The 15,629-nt window shown below is 49.3% G+C and carries 13 protein-coding genes; 4 read left to right on the top strand and 9 right to left on the bottom strand.

Annotation, left to right across the window (positions count from 1 at the left end; translation table 11 throughout):
- Positions 1-41: 41 nt before the first annotated feature.
- On the bottom strand, positions 42-2,123 hold the full coding sequence (locus BBR47_RS21925) for a methyl-accepting chemotaxis protein (protein WP_015892610.1): 2,082 nt from the start codon (positions 2,121-2,123) through the stop codon (positions 42-44).
- A gap of 122 nt (positions 2,124-2,245) precedes the next feature.
- Complete coding sequence (locus tag BBR47_RS21930; RefSeq protein ID WP_007722846.1) at positions 2,246-2,719, bottom strand: N-acetyltransferase; 474 nt, start codon at positions 2,717-2,719, stop codon at positions 2,246-2,248.
- Positions 2,720-2,919: 200 nt separating this feature from the next.
- On the opposite strand from BBR47_RS21930, the gene BBR47_RS21935 reads away from it, so the two are divergent.
- Positions 2,920-3,513 (top strand): TetR/AcrR family transcriptional regulator, encoded by a 594-nt coding sequence (locus BBR47_RS21935; protein WP_007722843.1) that lies wholly within the window; start codon positions 2,920-2,922, stop codon positions 3,511-3,513.
- A 38-nt stretch (positions 3,514-3,551) separates the two neighbouring features.
- Here BBR47_RS21935 and BBR47_RS21940 read toward each other — a convergent pair whose 3' ends face one another.
- The 3 genes from BBR47_RS21940 to BBR47_RS21945 are packed head-to-tail and all read right to left on the bottom strand — an operon-like array spanning position 3,552 to position 6,693.
- Positions 3,552-5,228: a peptide ABC transporter substrate-binding protein gene (locus BBR47_RS21940; protein WP_041749566.1), complete on the bottom strand. Its 1,677-nt coding sequence runs from the start codon at positions 5,226-5,228 to the stop codon at positions 3,552-3,554.
- Between the two features lie 3 nt (positions 5,229-5,231).
- A complete protein-coding gene (locus tag BBR47_RS31380; RefSeq protein WP_016743111.1) occupies positions 5,232-5,405 on the bottom strand; it encodes a hypothetical protein in 174 nt (57 codons plus the stop codon).
- Positions 5,365-6,693 carry an ATP-binding protein gene (locus BBR47_RS21945; protein ID WP_015892614.1) on the bottom strand — a complete coding sequence of 443 codons (1,329 nt, stop codon included), beginning with the start codon at positions 6,691-6,693 and terminating at the stop codon, positions 5,365-5,367. The genes BBR47_RS31380 and BBR47_RS21945 overlap by 41 nt, the downstream gene beginning before the upstream one ends.
- A 181-nt stretch (positions 6,694-6,874) precedes the next feature.
- Here BBR47_RS21945 and BBR47_RS21950 point away from each other — a divergent pair, with 181 nt between their 5' ends.
- Positions 6,875-9,367 carry a DUF3656 domain-containing U32 family peptidase gene (locus BBR47_RS21950; protein WP_015892615.1) on the top strand — a complete coding sequence of 831 codons (2,493 nt, stop codon included), beginning with the start codon at positions 6,875-6,877 and terminating at the stop codon, positions 9,365-9,367.
- A 31-nt stretch (positions 9,368-9,398) separates the two neighbouring features.
- Complete coding sequence (locus BBR47_RS21955; RefSeq protein ID WP_015892616.1) at positions 9,399-9,629, top strand: DUF1128 domain-containing protein; 231 nt, start codon at positions 9,399-9,401, stop codon at positions 9,627-9,629.
- A 65-nt stretch (positions 9,630-9,694) separates the two neighbouring features.
- On the opposite strand, the gene BBR47_RS21960 is transcribed toward BBR47_RS21955, so the two are convergent.
- The 3 genes from BBR47_RS21960 to fabF all read right to left on the bottom strand — a co-directional run bounded on the left by BBR47_RS21960 (position 9,695) and on the right by fabF (position 12,651).
- Positions 9,695-10,768, bottom strand: coding sequence for a DUF4179 domain-containing protein (locus tag BBR47_RS21960; protein ID WP_015892617.1), 1,074 nt, complete (start codon positions 10,766-10,768; stop codon positions 9,695-9,697).
- On the bottom strand, positions 10,743-11,291 hold the full coding sequence (locus BBR47_RS21965) for a sigma-70 family RNA polymerase sigma factor (protein WP_016743115.1): 549 nt from the start codon (positions 11,289-11,291) through the stop codon (positions 10,743-10,745). The genes BBR47_RS21960 and BBR47_RS21965 overlap by 26 nt, the downstream gene beginning before the upstream one ends.
- 127 nt (positions 11,292-11,418) lie before the next feature.
- Entirely contained in the window at positions 11,419-12,651 is a 1,233-nt protein-coding gene (fabF, locus tag BBR47_RS21970; RefSeq protein ID WP_015892619.1) for a beta-ketoacyl-ACP synthase II, read from the bottom strand.
- Positions 12,652-12,794: 143 nt separating this feature from the next.
- Here fabF and BBR47_RS21975 point away from each other — a divergent pair, with 143 nt between their 5' ends.
- Entirely contained in the window at positions 12,795-13,658 is an 864-nt protein-coding gene (locus BBR47_RS21975; RefSeq protein WP_041749567.1) for a helix-turn-helix transcriptional regulator, read from the top strand.
- Positions 13,659-13,995: 337 nt separating this feature from the next.
- On the opposite strand, the gene cimA is transcribed toward BBR47_RS21975, so the two are convergent.
- Complete coding sequence (gene cimA, locus BBR47_RS21980) at positions 13,996-15,618, bottom strand: citramalate synthase (RefSeq protein WP_015892622.1); 1,623 nt, start codon at positions 15,616-15,618, stop codon at positions 13,996-13,998.
- Positions 15,619-15,629 lie beyond the last annotated feature (11 nt).

Here is a 15,629-nt window from a genome sequence, read left to right on the forward strand (position 1 = left end):
AAAAGGCAGTTTTCACCGGCTTTTGCTCCGTCCCTTTTTTCTTAATTTTCGCGCGAGACAAAGGTTGCAAGGGAGCTCCTCAGCTCTTCTGCTAGAGTCGCCAACTGATTCGCAGCATCTGCGATGAGCTCCATTGCAGCACTCTGCTCTTCTACCGCAGCCGAAATGCTCTGGACACCAGCAGCGGCTTGCATCGATGCGGATGATACTTCCCCAGCGACTACAGCTACCTGTTGGGCATCTGGCGCCATACGCTTGAAGGCTTCACTGACACCGTTAATTTCTTGCGACACCCCGAGGATGTTTTCCTCGATGTGCTGGAACATCTCTTGCGATTGATGGGCTGTCTTCATGCCACGGGCGGTTGTTTGGGCACCCTCGACCATTCTGGATACTGCTTCCTTCGTATCCTTTTGCACGTCTCCAATCATGCCTACGATCTGCTGGGCAGCATGGTTGGTATCCTCCGCCAGTTTGCGCACTTCCCCTGCTACGACAGCGAATCCCTTGCCATGCTCTCCTGCTCTGGCCGCTTCAATCGCAGCATTCAAGGCGAGCAGATTGGTCTGGCGGGCTATTTCTGTAATGACGGCGATAATTCTCGAGATGTCCTTCGAGCGCCCTTCCAATACATGAATGACATCCGTTGCAGCTTCTACCGAACGATTGATTTCGTCCATGCTGTCCATCACATCTGCGATCGCGCGTCTGCCTGCGTGAGCATGCTGCTTCATTTCTTCCGCAGAAACGGTCACTCGCTCTACATTTTCCGTTACTCCTTCCACATCCTTCGTCAAATCAACAGCCAGATTCAAGGTTTGTCCCATTTTCTCAACCTGGCTATCAGCAGAGGCAGCCACTTGATCGACGACGAGGACTATTTGCTGGCTGGAAGCAGCAATCTCACTAGTGTTTCCCTGAATATTTCGCACCGCCCCGGAAACGGAAGCAGCTGCCTGCTGAATCTGAAACAAGATTTTGCGCAATTGCTTCTGCATCGTAACGAGAGACCCAGCCAGTTCTCCTAATTCATCTTTTCGTTTTAATAGCTTGTCAGGAATCTCTCGTGAAAAATCACCATGACCGATCCGTTCTGCGACAGCAAGCATGCCTCGAAACGAGCGGCGAAGCCAGTTTGCTGTAAATAACGAGATGATGACGATGAGCATGAGGACGGCACCATTAAAAGCAATCATGGCATTCCGAATGCGGGTTGGGCCCTCCAGAATTTCGGTCATATTCCTCTCTGCCAAAATCGCCCACGTCTTCTTCCCCACTTTAACCTGATCGTAGGACACGAGCACTTGCTGACCTAAGTAATCCATGCTCTCGACCGTTCCTTCTGATTGTTGGGTGAGCAAGACTTGATCGACGATGGGCGTATCTACTTTTTGCTGTAACAACGTATTGGGTCCACTGCCCAGTTGCGATCGCATGAGCTTGTCCGGACCACCAACCAAGTAAATCTTCCCGGTTTCCCCCAGCCCTTCCCGTTGGTTGAATATTCTTGAAATATAGTCCATGGATACTTCGACCACTATTTGCCCGATGATGTAGCCTCGTTCATAGATCGGCGCTGCAATGTATACCCCTGGCGCCCCTCCGGATGGTTCGTAAATGCCTAGATCTGACATTTCTGCGCTTTGGGTTTTCTGAACTTGCTGCACAGTCTGGCCAAGTACAGAGCTAGCATGTGGGCCTGTCAGGAGATTGGTACCGAAATCGGCCTGCGGCTTTGTCTCGAACACGATGTCCCCTTGTGCATTCAACAGAAAGGCATTTCCGAAGCCGTAGCGAGCGACCTCCATCTTCAATTCGTTCGTATACCGTGCTTGCACTTCTTCATAAGCAGGTGAGCCCAGGCCTTGCCGCCACACGTCCTCAAACGAAGAAAGGGCAGACATTACTGTTCCCGATGCAGCCAACGTATCCACGTTCCTGGCTCGCTCGCGAAAGTAATTTTCCACCTGTTCCTTGTTGCTTTGACGTAGTGCTTCTAGTGTAGCGGCACTTCCATTCAACAATTCCTGCTTGGATTCCTGATAAGCAAACACTCCCGCTGCTGTCAGCGGTACACTTCCTGCCAATAGTAGTACGAGCAGTATACGAGCGCCTAGTTTCATGGAAAAGCCCCCCATTTTTGCCAATCGGTTTTTCTGGTATACTAATAGAATATTATTTATATTTCTACTATTTATATGAATATAGTACCAGAAAAGGAAAAAGGAAGGCTAGACCAAATGTATCAGGCTGTTTCGAAAATCATAGCAATTTCGTCGCACATCGGCAGCTTGGAGCAGTTAATGCAATCCTTCCAGGCTTTTTGCGGCAGTGTTTCCTTGGCAACCACCCAAAACCCGCACTTTTCAAAAAACACTTGTTGATAGGTCAGCGCCAGTACACGCTTAATTCCCAAAAGACGGCATTGCTCAACCAAATGAAGAACCAGATGTTTCCCGACGCCCATCCCCTTTGCTTTTTCCGAGATAGCCAAGGAGCGGATCTCCGCCAGGTCCTCCCACAAAATATGCAGGCCTGCGACACCTACGACCGAATCTCCGTCATGAGCGACAATAAAGGATTGCAAGTTTTCCAAGAAAGACAGCTTCGTACGTGGCAGCATCAAGCCTTGCTGTGCATATTCATTAACAATCTCCAACATGGCATCCACGTCTTTCATCGTAGCCTGACGTACTGCCAGCGCCTTTGCAACACCCATTTTACTCTCCTCCACCCCATGCATCACGAGCCTGGTATGATTTAATATTTATTCATTATAGTATATAAATATACATTCGACCTTCGCAGAAGTCTATCCTTTTTTCACCTAAATTATGCTCAATTGCATGAACTGTTCTTTTGTTAGGTAACCGTTGTGTTATAATCAAGCGTACGAGTTCATAGGGAGGTGCTACATACTTGACGACGAGACGGGAACGGAAAAAGCGCGAAACACGCGAAAAAATCTTCAATGCTGCCATCAAGCTTTTCAAAACACATGGCTTTGAAGCAACTACCATCGACATGATTTCCGAAGAAGCGGATGTTGCACGCGGTACGATCTTTCTGCATTTCACTTCAAAGGAAGCCATTCTTGCTAACTGGGGATACGAGCGTCTGCATGAAATCGAGGAGCGCCGGGAAGAGTGGGATTATGGTGACGAATGCAAGGCGAAGGTGCTGCGGATCTACAAGATCATGAATGAAGTAACCATCACCAATTTCGATTTCATCAAAGTCGTCGTAGAATCCTCGATGAAACATCGGAAAGTGCTTGAGAACGAAAAGAACATGTACTTTGAATTGCGCCAGCTGTTCGCCGACCTGATTGAAGAAGCGCAAGAAAAGAATCAATTGAAAAGCAAATTCAACCCACTTGTTGCTGCGAATATGTTGGAAAACATTTACTATAACGCTCTTTATGATTGGGTACGCAGCGAAGGCGCCTGGGCACTCGAAGAAATCATGGAAGAGAAGGTCTCTATCGTATTCGAAGGGCTGGTCGTGGAATAATCCGACTGACCAGCCCTTCGAATGTGACAACTTATGATTTATTCAAAATAGGCCCATTTGTACTGCGCGTATCCCAGACCTGAAATGACTACACCTTTTAACTTGGGATTCTGCGCATACACCGTAGACTTAAAGTAAAACGGAATAACTGGCATGTCATCCACCAAGATTTTCTCAGCCTCTTGCAAGATCGCTTTTCGTTTGGCAGCATCCTTCTCCTTGGCAGAAGCCGCCAATAGATCGGCATATTGACGATTCTCCCAACGAGTATGGTTGTTGCCTTCCTTCGTTCGGAATATTTCCAGGAAGTTGATCGGATCGTTGAAATCCCCCGTCCACCCCATCCGCGCTACTTGGTACTTCCCGTTTTTCACGTTTTCATAGTAGACATTCCATTCCTGATTCTCCAGCTTGACATGCACACCCAAGTTCTTTTGCCACATATCCTGTACAGCTTGCGCGATTTTGGTCTGTGCTTCCTCCGTATTATAGGACAGTGTAATTGGCGGGAGCTGGTCGACGCTAGCGTACCCTTCTTCCTTCATCCCTTCCGCCAATAGCTGCTTGGCTTTTTCCATGTCGTTGTCTGTAAACAAGCCTTGCTCGTTCTCAGCAAACATCGTAGGCGGTACTACGGCTGTCGCAACCAATTCCCCTCCCTGCGTGATGTTCTCCACGATGTCTTTCCGGTTGATCGCGTATGAAAAGGCTTGGCGAATTTTTTTGTTGTCGAAAGGCTTTTGCTCTGTGTTGAATTCATACCAATACGTTCCGGCTTTTGGCTTGATCACCAGCAATCCTTTTTCCTTCAAGGTCGGCATCGCGTCGAGCGGAAGATTGCCAGCCGGGGCACCTGCCCAATCGAGATCGCCGCTCTCCAGCATGGACAGCTCTGTATTCGCGTCATTGATCATATTCATTTCGATTTTGGTCAGCTTGACAGCGTCTGCGTCCCAATAATGCTCATTTTTCGTTAGCGTTAGCTTGTTTTTATGCTCCCACGCAGCGAGTTTGAACGGTCCATTCGAGGTGTAGGCTGGTCCTGCTTCCTTCGCCCAGTCTGGATTGTCTTTCACCACTTTGGTATTTAGCGGAAAGTAGCTGTAAAAGGCTGTCAGCTCCAGAAAAAACGGCGTCGGGTTTTCCAGTTGGACGACGAGTGTCTTGTCATCTGTTGCCTTGACCCCGATCTCTTCGGGCTTCGCTTTGCCAGCAAAGGCTGCCTCTGCATTTTTTACATAAAACAGCTGGTAGGCATACTGGGAGCCGTTTTTGGAATCGAGTGCCCATTTCCAAGCGTTTTCAAAATCGTGCGCAGTTACGGGATCGCCGTTCGACCACTTCGCATTGTCGCGAATCGTGAAGGTGTACGTCAACAAATCGTCTGATGCCTTGATTTCCTGGGCCATCGCGGGCTGAGGAATGCCCTTGTCGTCAATGCGAGTCAGCCCCTCAAACGTTTGAAAAATAACATTGGATGACCAAACATCCGAAATGAGTCCGGGATGAAGAGAGAGCGGTTCTGTAAAGTTATTCAGTCTGAGTATTTGTTCGGGTTGCGCCGATGCATTAGCCGGGGTAGCTTCATTCGTTTGTTGTGCGACAGGCTTTGCTGCTTCCTGTGGTTGTCCGCATGCAGCAAGTGCTAAAGCCAAACCTGCTGCGAAAAAAGCTTTTCCTGTTTTTTGCCACCATCTGTTTGCGGATCGTCTCATGGTCTATTCCCCTTCGCTCGAGAGCCTTCGCTGTTCTTCACGCTGCTGCCATTCTTTCAGCTCGCTTTTGATTTGATAGAGTTCTGCACGTGTTTCGAGCTTGAACGCTTTTAATTCACTTCTGATGACAGCCAACTCATGTAAGAGTCGCTCCCACACCTCTTGATCTTTGTCCATGTTCCTCTCCTTTTCCGGTCAAATACACTGCAGGCAGTTGAATCGTCACCTGCGTTCCATGCCCGTGTTGACTCTGAAAGTGGATCGTCCCTTGCATCGCCTCGATGATCCGGCAGGTTACCATCAAACCGAGACCTGTCCCTTTTTCCTTTGTAGAATAAAAAGGTAGCCCTATCTGTTCAATCTGCTCTGGCGTCATCCCCTCTCCCTCATCCATGATGGAAATCACATGATAGTTCCCAGCTGCTCGTACGGTGACCTGAAGTATGCCACCTTGTCCCATCGATTCGATACCGTTTTTCATCAGATTCATCAATGCTTGCTTGAGCTTAACGGCATTGCTCTCAACGAATAGTCCCGGCTCGGTCTCACAGGCGATTTCCACTCGGTTCATGACGCTGTAGGAGGACATGATAGCAGTGACTTCTTTCACGGTATGCGCAATCTCCAGTCGCTCCAGCGTCTCAGAATGAGGCTTGGCCAGATTTAAATAGTCGGAAATGATAAATTCAGCCCGATCGAGTTCATTTAAGACCAATCGGATATATTCAACGTTTTTCGGATTCGTCTCCTCACGCAACAATTGGACAAAGCCACGTACCACCGTGAGTGGGTTGCGCACTTCGTGGGCGACACTGGCTGCCAGCTCGCTGATCAGGTTCAGCTTTTCCGAGCGTTCGACCTGCTTGCGGATAATATGAGATTCTCGAATAAACTCGATGAAGTAAACGGCTGCACCCTGTACGATCAAAGCGAGGTAGCCGATTTCCACCAGCGGCTCCAGATAATTGTTAATGATGGACAACGGGAATCCTCTCCAGATCAAAACAACCATCCCTCCACCAATGATGGATAGCTGCTTTAAGCACCCGATCAAGAGAACGAGCCCTAGTTTCTTTTGTAAAGAGTAGCCATACCAACGATTCACCAATAAAAACGGGATGATCGCATAAACCATCGTTCCAAGAATCGTTACGAGTACGCCATCGCCACCTAAAACGATCCTTACGATAAACATCACCAAAATCGTCAAAATGCCCGGGATATACCCAGCGTATAAAATGGTAATAATGATCGGTATCGAGCGTAAATCGTACTCCATACCATTACTGAGTTGTACTGGAAAGCTCATCGCAAAAATAACACTGATCGAGCTACAAACGATAACCATTGATGATTTGATGCTCATCTTGTTCGAGGTTGATCGCCCCAGCCAAACATTTCTATACAGCAAAACAGGGACGATAACGAACAGTAACTGTAGCAAAATGTCTTTGATGATTAACATATATCGGTTCCCCTGGCTCTTAGAATATTTCGATTTTTCTTACAGAATAACATTACAGATGTCTTTCTGGAAGGCACATTTTCAACATCTGGCAGAAAGGATGTTTTTGTTGCGGTGACCAGCACATTTCCCTATGATGAAGAAGAGCTTGTTTGAAGACCTTGGAGGTAATGACATACACATGCGAAATGGTATAAAACGTGAAGATATCGAGCTGTTGGCACCTGCCGGTAACTGGGACTGTTTGAAAGCAGCCGTGGCCAACGGAGCCAATGCCATCTTTTTTGGGGTAGAAAAGTTCAACGCGCGTGCTCGTGCTGAGAACTTCCAAATGGCGGAGCTGCCTGAGATTATGGCTTATTTGCACATGTACGGGGTAAAGGGCTTCCTTACCTTTAATATTCTCGTATTTGAAAATGAACTAGAGGATGCACGCGAGCTGATTGACGCCTGTATTCACGCTGGAGTAGACGCTGTGATCGTTCAAGACCTCGGTCTCGTAAAGATGATCCGCGAGATATCTCCAGACTTCCCGATTCACGGCTCTACACAAATGACGATTACTTCGCCGGAAGCGGTGGAGTTCACGAAGCCGTTTGATATGGAACGCGTCGTACTCGGCCGTGAAAATTCATTAAAAGAGATCAAAAAAATCGGTGAAAAAGCAAAGCTGCCGATGGAAGTATTCGTTCACGGTGCCTTGTGCGTTTCTTATTCGGGACAATGTCTGACCTCGGAAATGTGGGGTGGACGCTCGGCAAACCGCGGGGAGTGTGCCCAAGCCTGTCGCTTGCCGTATGACCTGATGGTAGACGGTGTGCAAAAGGAAATGGGGAACATCGCTTACGTGCTGTCTCCGAAAGACTTGGCTGCTATCGATTTGGTTCCTGAGCTGATCGAGGCTGGTGTGACTTCCTTTAAAATTGAAGGCCGCCTGAAAACACCTGAATACGTGGCAAACGTCGTGAGTAAATACAATGCCGCCATCGAGCGTTATTTTGCCGGACAAGATACAGGACCAACCGAGGTAGAAGTACGCGAGCTGCAACAAAGCTTCTCTCGCGGATTTACACACGGATTTTTGACCGGGACAAACAACAAGCAGCTCGTAGATGGTTCGTTCCCGAAAAGCCGCGGCGTGTTTTTGGGAACCGTGAAAAAACTGCTTCCTACAGGCGTTTTGGTGGACATCACTTCTCCTGTCAAACGCGGAGACGGAATCGTGTTCGACGCTGGTGACCCCACGCAAAAAGAAGAAGGCGGTCGCATCTACGATATTTTGAGCCGTAGTAAAAAGGTTGAAGGCGAAGTTTCCAAAGGCATGTACGAAATCGTCATGGGACGCAATGACGTGAATCTGAAGCGTCTTCATGTCGGTGACCGCGTATGGAAGACGAGCGATCCTGAGCTGGATCGTCGCCTGCGCAAAACGTTCGAGACGGAAAAGCCTTATCGTACCTTCCCGCTGTCTGTTCACGTGAGCGGAAAGCTGGGTGAAAAGCTCAGTGTCACTTGGGTAGATAAACAAGCGAATCACGCTGTCAGTGTTCCTTCTGAGGTATTACTAGAGACTGCTTTGAAGCGTCCTCTGACGGCTGAGTTGCTGCATGATCAATTAAGCCGTCTGGGCGGAACCATTTTCCACCTGGAAGCTCACGATCTGACTGTCGATCTCGAAGGGGATCTCATCGTACCTGTCAGTGAGTTGAACCGGATGCGTCGTGACGCGGTTGAACAGCTCGTGTTCCTGCGCTCCAAGCCGCCGATTTACCACCATCACGATATCAATGTATACGCGGATGCCCCGAAGAGCCAGCCAGTGGAAAAGCCACTCCTGACAGCGCTGTGCCGCTCGCTTGAGCAATTGGAGGCAGCCGCGCAAACGGATGTGGACTTCCTCTACGCTGACTTTGAATTCGTCAAGCAGTATCCAGAGGGTGTCAAGCTGGCCCATAAGTACGGGAAAAAGATCGGGATTGCTACGATGCGCATTCATATGCCGGATGAAAACGGTGTCCTTGCCCTGATCGCGAAAAGCAAACCAGACGCTATTCTGGTGCGCAATACGGGCGCACTCTATTACTACTTGTCCCGTCGTGACGAAATCGACATTCCACTGATTGGCGATTTCTCCTTGAATGTCGCGAACCACAAGGCAGTTGAACTGTTCCTTGCAACAGGTCTTGAGCGCGTCACGCCATCGTACGATCTGAACATCCAGCAAATGGTTGATATGCTCAGCCGCTCAAACGCTGCGAACATGGAGCTGGTTATCCACCAGCACATGCCGATGTTCCACACCGAGCACTGCGTATACTGCACATTCATGAGTGAAGGTACTGACCATACAAACTGCGGAACTCCATGTGAGACTTCCCGCATTTCTTTGAAAGACCGCGTCGGTTTTTCTCACCCTGTACGTGTGGATACCGGTTGCCGCAATACCGTTTATAACGCGATTGACCAGTCCGGTGCTGAATACTTGAGCGAGTTCCGATCCCTGAATGTCGGTAGCTATCGCATCGAGTTTTTGGAAGAAGAGCCAGAGCGCGTGAAAGAGGTAATCAGTCTGTATCGCAAGGCATTGCGTGGAGAAGTTAGCGGTACACACGTATGGCGTACCCTGAAGGCAACCAACCAGTTGGGTGTCACACGTGGGCAACTGACGAAATAAATACCAGATTTGTAGAGAGGAGAGAGAAAGTATGGCTGACCTGAATCAACCGACTGTAGAAAACTTGGCCATTATCATTGAGGGCATCAAAGCAAAGCTGAACATGGCGAATACAGCAGTGATGCGCCCGGAGGACTTCGATCTCGTTCATTACGAGGATTTGCTGTACCTGTACAACATGGTGCAGAAAAAAGCAGCGTTTGGCATCAATGAAATGACCGCCATCGTTGAAGAGCTGGGTGCGATGAGAAAGCAATCCTAGTTTTTGCCCCAACAAGAGAAAAAAGCGTCGCTCCTGTACATGGAGTGACGCTTTTTTGCGTGGTTTTATTTTTGCAAGGAAATTGTAAACGTATTGAACTTGATGTTCTTTCCATGCTTTTGTATCGTCTCGATTGCCGATTGGATCAATGTTTCTTTCCCTTTGCCATCCATTTCGACACCGCCACCGTTTGTAGGCAATGACATATATGGCGTGATCGTTAATTCTTTTACATCCGATGTCACCGGGTCGAAACGTCTTGTACCCATGAGATACTCTTTGCCGTCGGACTTTTTACCTTGGCTGCCGCCTGAGTATGCTCCCAGCTCGTTCCCTTTTTCATCGACCACCTTGAATTCCAAATAACTCGATAAATATCCAATTTCTTCGGTTACTGCCTGGAAGCTCACAACCAGCCCTGCTGGACCCACTGTGACATCCGAAACCGTCAGGTCAATGCCCCCAGCTTGTTGCTTGTGATTAACCGGAATGCGTTTCGTATCTGTACGCTCACTGATTGGTAGGGAGAAGCTCCACTTCTTGCCGTCCTCCCCCTGGAAGCTCAACCCTAGCTTAAACTCCTGAGGCAAGCCATTCATTGTGTCGATTTCGACAATTCCGGTCGCAAGCGTCGGAGAAATTTGTGTTTGCTTGCTGCTTCCTGCGTATCCAAACGCTTCTCCGTTCACTGTCAAATCTGGTGAGGAGCCTAAATAATGCTCTCCGACTGCCTCCTTTGTTTCCAATGTGTACCCAATCGTAAAGCGTGTCCCATCATAGTAGACTTCATTGACGGTAATCGCATTGCCACCCACGTCCTGCGACTCGCCGATGACAGTCGTTAAGCCTTTTTCACTCGCTTGCTTCAATCCGCTGTCACCGCAAGTAGTGAATATCGATCCGATCAAAGGCACCTTGGAGACTAGGTTCGCCATCGCGGGTGAGACAGTCGCTGAGCTAAACAAGATACCTACAGCAACGACTGCAGCCCCTGTGCTATACACCAGCTTTCGTTTGTTCAGGCGTTTTTTCTTCGGTACAGCCTTCTGAACGGTTTGGGCGATAATAGCGTCCAGCTTCTCTGTCGGGACTGGAATGCGATCTACTTGCTCTTTATAGGCATGAATTTTTTCTCTCATCGAAGTACTCCCCTTTTAGTTTCTTTTTTAATAGCGTCAATCCTCTGTGAATATTCGTTTTTACAGTGCCTTCCGGACAATCCAGCGTTTCCGCGATTTGTTTTACGGAGTAGTCCTTGTAAAACCTTAGCAGCAGTACCGTTACATACTTTTCTTCCAGCTCTTCCATTGCTTCCAGCAGATCGATCCGTTCCTCGAGCCTTACGCTTCCTGTATCCCGCACATTTTCAATCATGTCTTTGCTAAGCGAGATTACCTTGCGTTTCCTAGCCAAATAGGCAAGCGCCGAGTTGATCAAAATGCGCGTCAACCATGTGGTAAAATACTGCTCTTCCTTTAAGGTTGAAATGGAGAGTAACGCCTTATAGACCGTTTCCTGAAAAATCTCAAGCGCATCCTCTTCGTTGCGCGTATACACGAAAGCCATCTTGTACAAATTGGCTTTTTCCTGATGAATCAGCATTTGAAACGCGTCAGCATCACCAGCCTTGGCACGAGCAACGAGACCAAGTTGTCTATTCAAACAGCTCCCCCTCCTTTTCTCCCCTGTTAGAGAAATCAGGGCGACAAAACGTTTCATTTTTTTCTATCGAAATAAAAAAAGCCTGCTCTCACAGTCTACCTGAGACTACGAGAACAGGCTCTATCCGTTACATTTTTTTCAACACGATGACTGCATTGTGACCGCCAAAGCCAAAGGAATTGGACATGCCAATGTCGAGCGTGGCTTTGCGTGCCGTATTTGGCACATAGTCCAGATCGCATTCGGGGTCACGCTCTACCTGATTAATTGTCGGGGGAATGATTCCTTCCTGCAAGCTCTTAATCAGGGCGATCGCCTCCGCACCCCCGGCTGCACCAAACATATGTCCCGTCATCGATTTGTTGGCGGTGATCGGTACACGGTACGCATGGTCGCCAAACAGCTTTTTGATGGCCAGTGTCTCGGAGCGGTCTCCGAGTTCTGTGCTGGTTGCGTGCGCGCTGATGACATCCACGTCGGTCGGTTGGGCCCCTGCTTCCTGAAGGGCCCATTTCATCGCACGATAGGGACCGATTCCTTCCGGATGTGTCGCCACCATATGATAGGCATCAGAGCTTGCCCCATAGCCAATCACCTCGGCATACATGCGGGCGTTTCTTTTCTTGGCGTGTGATTCTGATTCCAATATCACAATCCCGGCACCCTCTGCCATGACAAACCCATCCCGCTTGGCATCAAATGGCCGACTCGCTCCTGCTGGATCATCATTTCTTGTAGACAATGCTGTCGCATTGCTAAAGCTGGCGAGAGATATGTCTGTCACTGCGGCCTCAGACCCTCCTGCGATGACGATATCCGCCCCGCCCGCCCGAATGAGCCGGAAAGCCTCACCGATGGACGTATTCCCAATCGAGCAAGCAGTAACAGGTGACATTGTCGGACCGTATAAACCGTACTTGATGCTGATCATCGCCGCTGCCATGTTAGAAATGAGCATGGGAACAAGCGTCGGGCTGACCCGCTCAGGACCTCGTTCACGTAGAACGTTATGCTGCTCAAGAAGCGTCCCTACCCCACCGATGCCAGAGCCTACATAAACCCCGATTCGCTCGCGGTCCAACTCGTCCAGCTGAAGTTCTGCATCCTCTAGTGCTTCTTCTACAGCAGCAAGGGCAAACTGGCAAAAGCGATCCATTCGCCGCGCTTCTTTGCGCCCAAACCGCTCCACTGGATCAAAATCTCGCACCAAACCTGCGATTTTCGTTTTATTTCGTGCTGTATCAAAAGTATCAATTGGAGAGATACCAGACTTTCCTTGCACGAGACTGTTCCAAAACTGATTCACTGTATTCCCTATCGGGGAGATTACTCCCATTCCTGTGACAACGACTTTTTCCATGATTAGCCTCCTATTCGAGTGCCTTATGGAAACCATCTTGTCACACGTGTTATCCTATTACAAGTTGTTGTTTATCCTAGTATAATGAGTACTAGTCTAACAAACTTACCCAGTTGAGGAAATTGGGAAATGGAGAGTGTACCATGAATCAGCAAACGCGTTTGCAGGCACTGTCTACTTTTTTGAAAGCGCAACGCGCCAAAATTTTACCACAATCGGTCGGGCTGGCCCCTGGGACACGTAGAAGAACACCTGGGCTACGAAGAGAAGAAGTGGCTCAACTCGCGGGGGTTAGCTCCACCTGGTATACATGGCTGGAACAAGGCCGCGATATCAAGGTCTCGCCTTCTGTTCTGGATGCGGTAGCAAGAGCCTTGCAGCTTACCGTCGATGAGCACAAATATTTGTATGCGCTGGCACTAGAGACGGGGTCTGGAGTCGGGCAAAGCCCGCAAAAAGATGAACCGCCGCAGATCAATCCAGCCCTGAAACGAATCTTAAAAGAGTTGCGCTCGTGCCCAACCATCATTTCAGATCGGCGCAGTCATATTGTCGGCTGGAACGAGGCAGCTACACATGTCTTTCTTGATTTTGAACAAATCCCTTATGAAGAACGGAATTTAATCCGCCTCGTGTTTACGCGTAAGGAATTACGACGGCTGGCCGTCAACTGGGAGCATTTTGTCAGCGGCTTTCTCGCGATTTTTCGCGCCAATTACGGTCAGTATGTAGAGGACGAGTGGTACGAGCAGTTTTTAAGTGAGATGCGGCAGGTTCATCCCGACTTTCACGACCTGTGGGAGCAGAGCCGCGTCAGCTCAGCCCCGGAGGTATTACTGGAATTCCGTCATGCGAAGGTAGGGAAAATGCTCTTTCATCTGACTTCGCTGCAAGTTTCCGGGAATGCGGATTTGCGGTGCAGCATTTACACACCTGACCCGAATTCTGCCACCGAGACAAAGCTGTGGCAACTGATTGATCGGCCGGTTTCTTCTTCGCAGCCGTGACCGAAGGTCTTTGTGGTTTGAGTCAACATGGTGGAGGAGAAGAAAAAGCACAGTTCTATTCGACTCTGACACGCCAGCTGGGGGATTGAGTGTCCGTCTACACTTCCAAAAGGGGACCGTCGAGCCAAAGCCACCCTACGGGCGGAAGTTTCTCAGAGAAGAAGTGTTCGACAAGCGTGGTCCCCTTTTGGAAGTTCCGACTGGGTAGGCGTTGTCAAGGTCTACGAGCCCTGTGCTTTTTCTTCTCGCCAGCTTTGTTCGTTGATCGGTACCTTTTAAAACTTGCATACCAAAGGAAAACCAGCCTGATGGCATTTGCCCAGGCTGGTTCCCTTTGTTAATGATTCACAATTCCTACACGCGTCCCGGAGGAAGCAAGGCTTCCGACTTCCTCGCAGCCTTCTTTCCACAGCAAGTAACGGATACTGTCTGCCAGCGCTTCCCAGCTCGCCTCGATGACGTTGGTGGAAACGCCGACTGTGCTCCACTTTTCGCCGTTGCTCGAGGATTCGATGAGGACACGTACTTTTGCAGCAGTCGCGCCGTTTTCGTCCAAGACACGCACCTTGTAATCTTCCAGCTGCATTTTTGCAATGCACGGGTAGTAGCTCTCCAATGCTTTTCGCATCGCATTGTCCAGCGCATTCACCGGACCATTGCCATCGGCAGCCGTATGGACAGACTCCCCGTTCACTCGCAGCTTCACGGTTGCCTCCGATGTGATCGATTGGATGGCTGCCTTTTCCAACATGATTTTGAAGGAGTCTAGCTTGAACAGGTTTTTTAGCTTGCCGGAGGCTTCCAGCAGCATCAGCGTGAGCGAAGCCTCTGCTCCCTCGTATTGATAGCCTTGGAATTCGCGCTCTTTGATGTGTGTAATGATTTCTCTCGCCTTTTCGCGATCCAGCGATAGATCGATCTCGAGCTCTTCCATTTTGGCGAGCAAATTGCTTTGTCCTGCGAGCTCTGAGACGAGTACGCGACGTTTGTTGCCGATATTTTCTGGCTCGATGTGCTCGTACGTTTTCGGATCGCGCATAACGGCGCTTACGTGAATACCACCCTTGTGAGCAAACGCACTGTACCCGACAAACGGCTGGTTGTTCGGCATCGTCATGTTGGCAATTTCCGCTACATAGCGAGACAACTGTGTCAGCTCCTGCAATTGATCACTGCTCACACAATGATGGCCCAGCTTGAGCTGCAAATTCGGAACCACTGAGATCAGGTTGACGTTCCCGCAGCGCTCACCGATACCGTTAATCGTTCCTTGTACTTGCTGTGCGCCCGCCTGTATCGCAGCTAGTGCATTGGCAACTGCCACTCCGCTGTCATTATGCGGATGAATGCCTACAGGCGTCCGTAGATGGCCCACAGTCGTTTTGACAATATCATAAACTTCATGCGGCAGTGTCCCGCCGTTTGTATCACAGAGAACAATCCAGTCAGCCCCAGCCTCTTCTGCTGCTTCCAGCACCCGCAATGCGTAGCGTGGATTGGCCTTGTATCCATCGAAGAAATGCTCTGCCAAAAAGAGAGTCGTCAGTCCGTTTTCTTTTAAAAATGCGACCGAATCAGCGACCATGCGTACGTTTTCTTCCAACGTCGTCTTGAGAGCATCCGTAACGTGCAAGTCCCATGATTTCCCGAAGATCGCGGCTGCCGAGGCTCCACTTAAGATCAACGCTTGCAGATTGTCATCATCTGCCGCTGCTACATTCGGTCTACAGGTACTGCCAAAAGCCGTTACCTTTGCGTGCTGCAGCGAAATCTCCCGGATACGCTCAAAAAAAGCCATGTCCTTTGGATTGCTGCCCGGCCAACCGCCTTCAATAAAATCGATACCAAATTGATCCAGCCGCAGTGCGATCTTTATCTTGTCTTCTACCGACAGGCTGATCCCCTCTCCCTGCGTTCCATCTCGCAGGGTCGTATCATACAGATACACCTTGCTATTCATGTTTCTTCTCC

The organism is Brevibacillus brevis NBRC 100599 (assembly GCF_000010165.1).
Taxonomy (GTDB): domain Bacteria; phylum Bacillota; class Bacilli; order Brevibacillales; family Brevibacillaceae; genus Brevibacillus; species Brevibacillus brevis_D.

Coding starts and splice junctions, on each gene's coding strand:
- BBR47_RS21940 (WP_041749566.1), bottom strand. CDS start 5,228: ATGAGACGATCCGCAAACAGATGGTGGCAAAAAACAGGAAAAGCTTTT.
- BBR47_RS21945 (WP_015892614.1), bottom strand. CDS start 6,693: ATGTTAATCATCAAAGACATTTTGCTACAGTTACTGTTCGTTATCGTC.
- BBR47_RS21925 (WP_015892610.1), bottom strand. CDS start 2,123: ATGAAACTAGGCGCTCGTATACTGCTCGTACTACTATTGGCAGGAAGT.
- BBR47_RS21930 (WP_007722846.1), bottom strand. CDS start 2,719: ATGGGTGTTGCAAAGGCGCTGGCAGTACGTCAGGCTACGATGAAAGAC.
- BBR47_RS21975 (WP_041749567.1), top strand. CDS start 12,795: ATGAATCAGCAAACGCGTTTGCAGGCACTGTCTACTTTTTTGAAAGCG.
- BBR47_RS21950 (WP_015892615.1), top strand. CDS start 6,875: ATGCGAAATGGTATAAAACGTGAAGATATCGAGCTGTTGGCACCTGCC.
- BBR47_RS21960 (WP_015892617.1), bottom strand. CDS start 10,768: ATGAGAGAAAAAATTCATGCCTATAAAGAGCAAGTAGATCGCATTCCA.
- cimA (WP_015892622.1), bottom strand. CDS start 15,618: ATGAATAGCAAGGTGTATCTGTATGATACGACCCTGCGAGATGGAACG.
- BBR47_RS21955 (WP_015892616.1), top strand. CDS start 9,399: ATGGCTGACCTGAATCAACCGACTGTAGAAAACTTGGCCATTATCATT.
- fabF (WP_015892619.1), bottom strand. CDS start 12,651: ATGGAAAAAGTCGTTGTCACAGGAATGGGAGTAATCTCCCCGATAGGG.
- BBR47_RS31380 (WP_016743111.1), bottom strand. CDS start 5,405: ATGGACAAAGATCAAGAGGTGTGGGAGCGACTCTTACATGAGTTGGCT.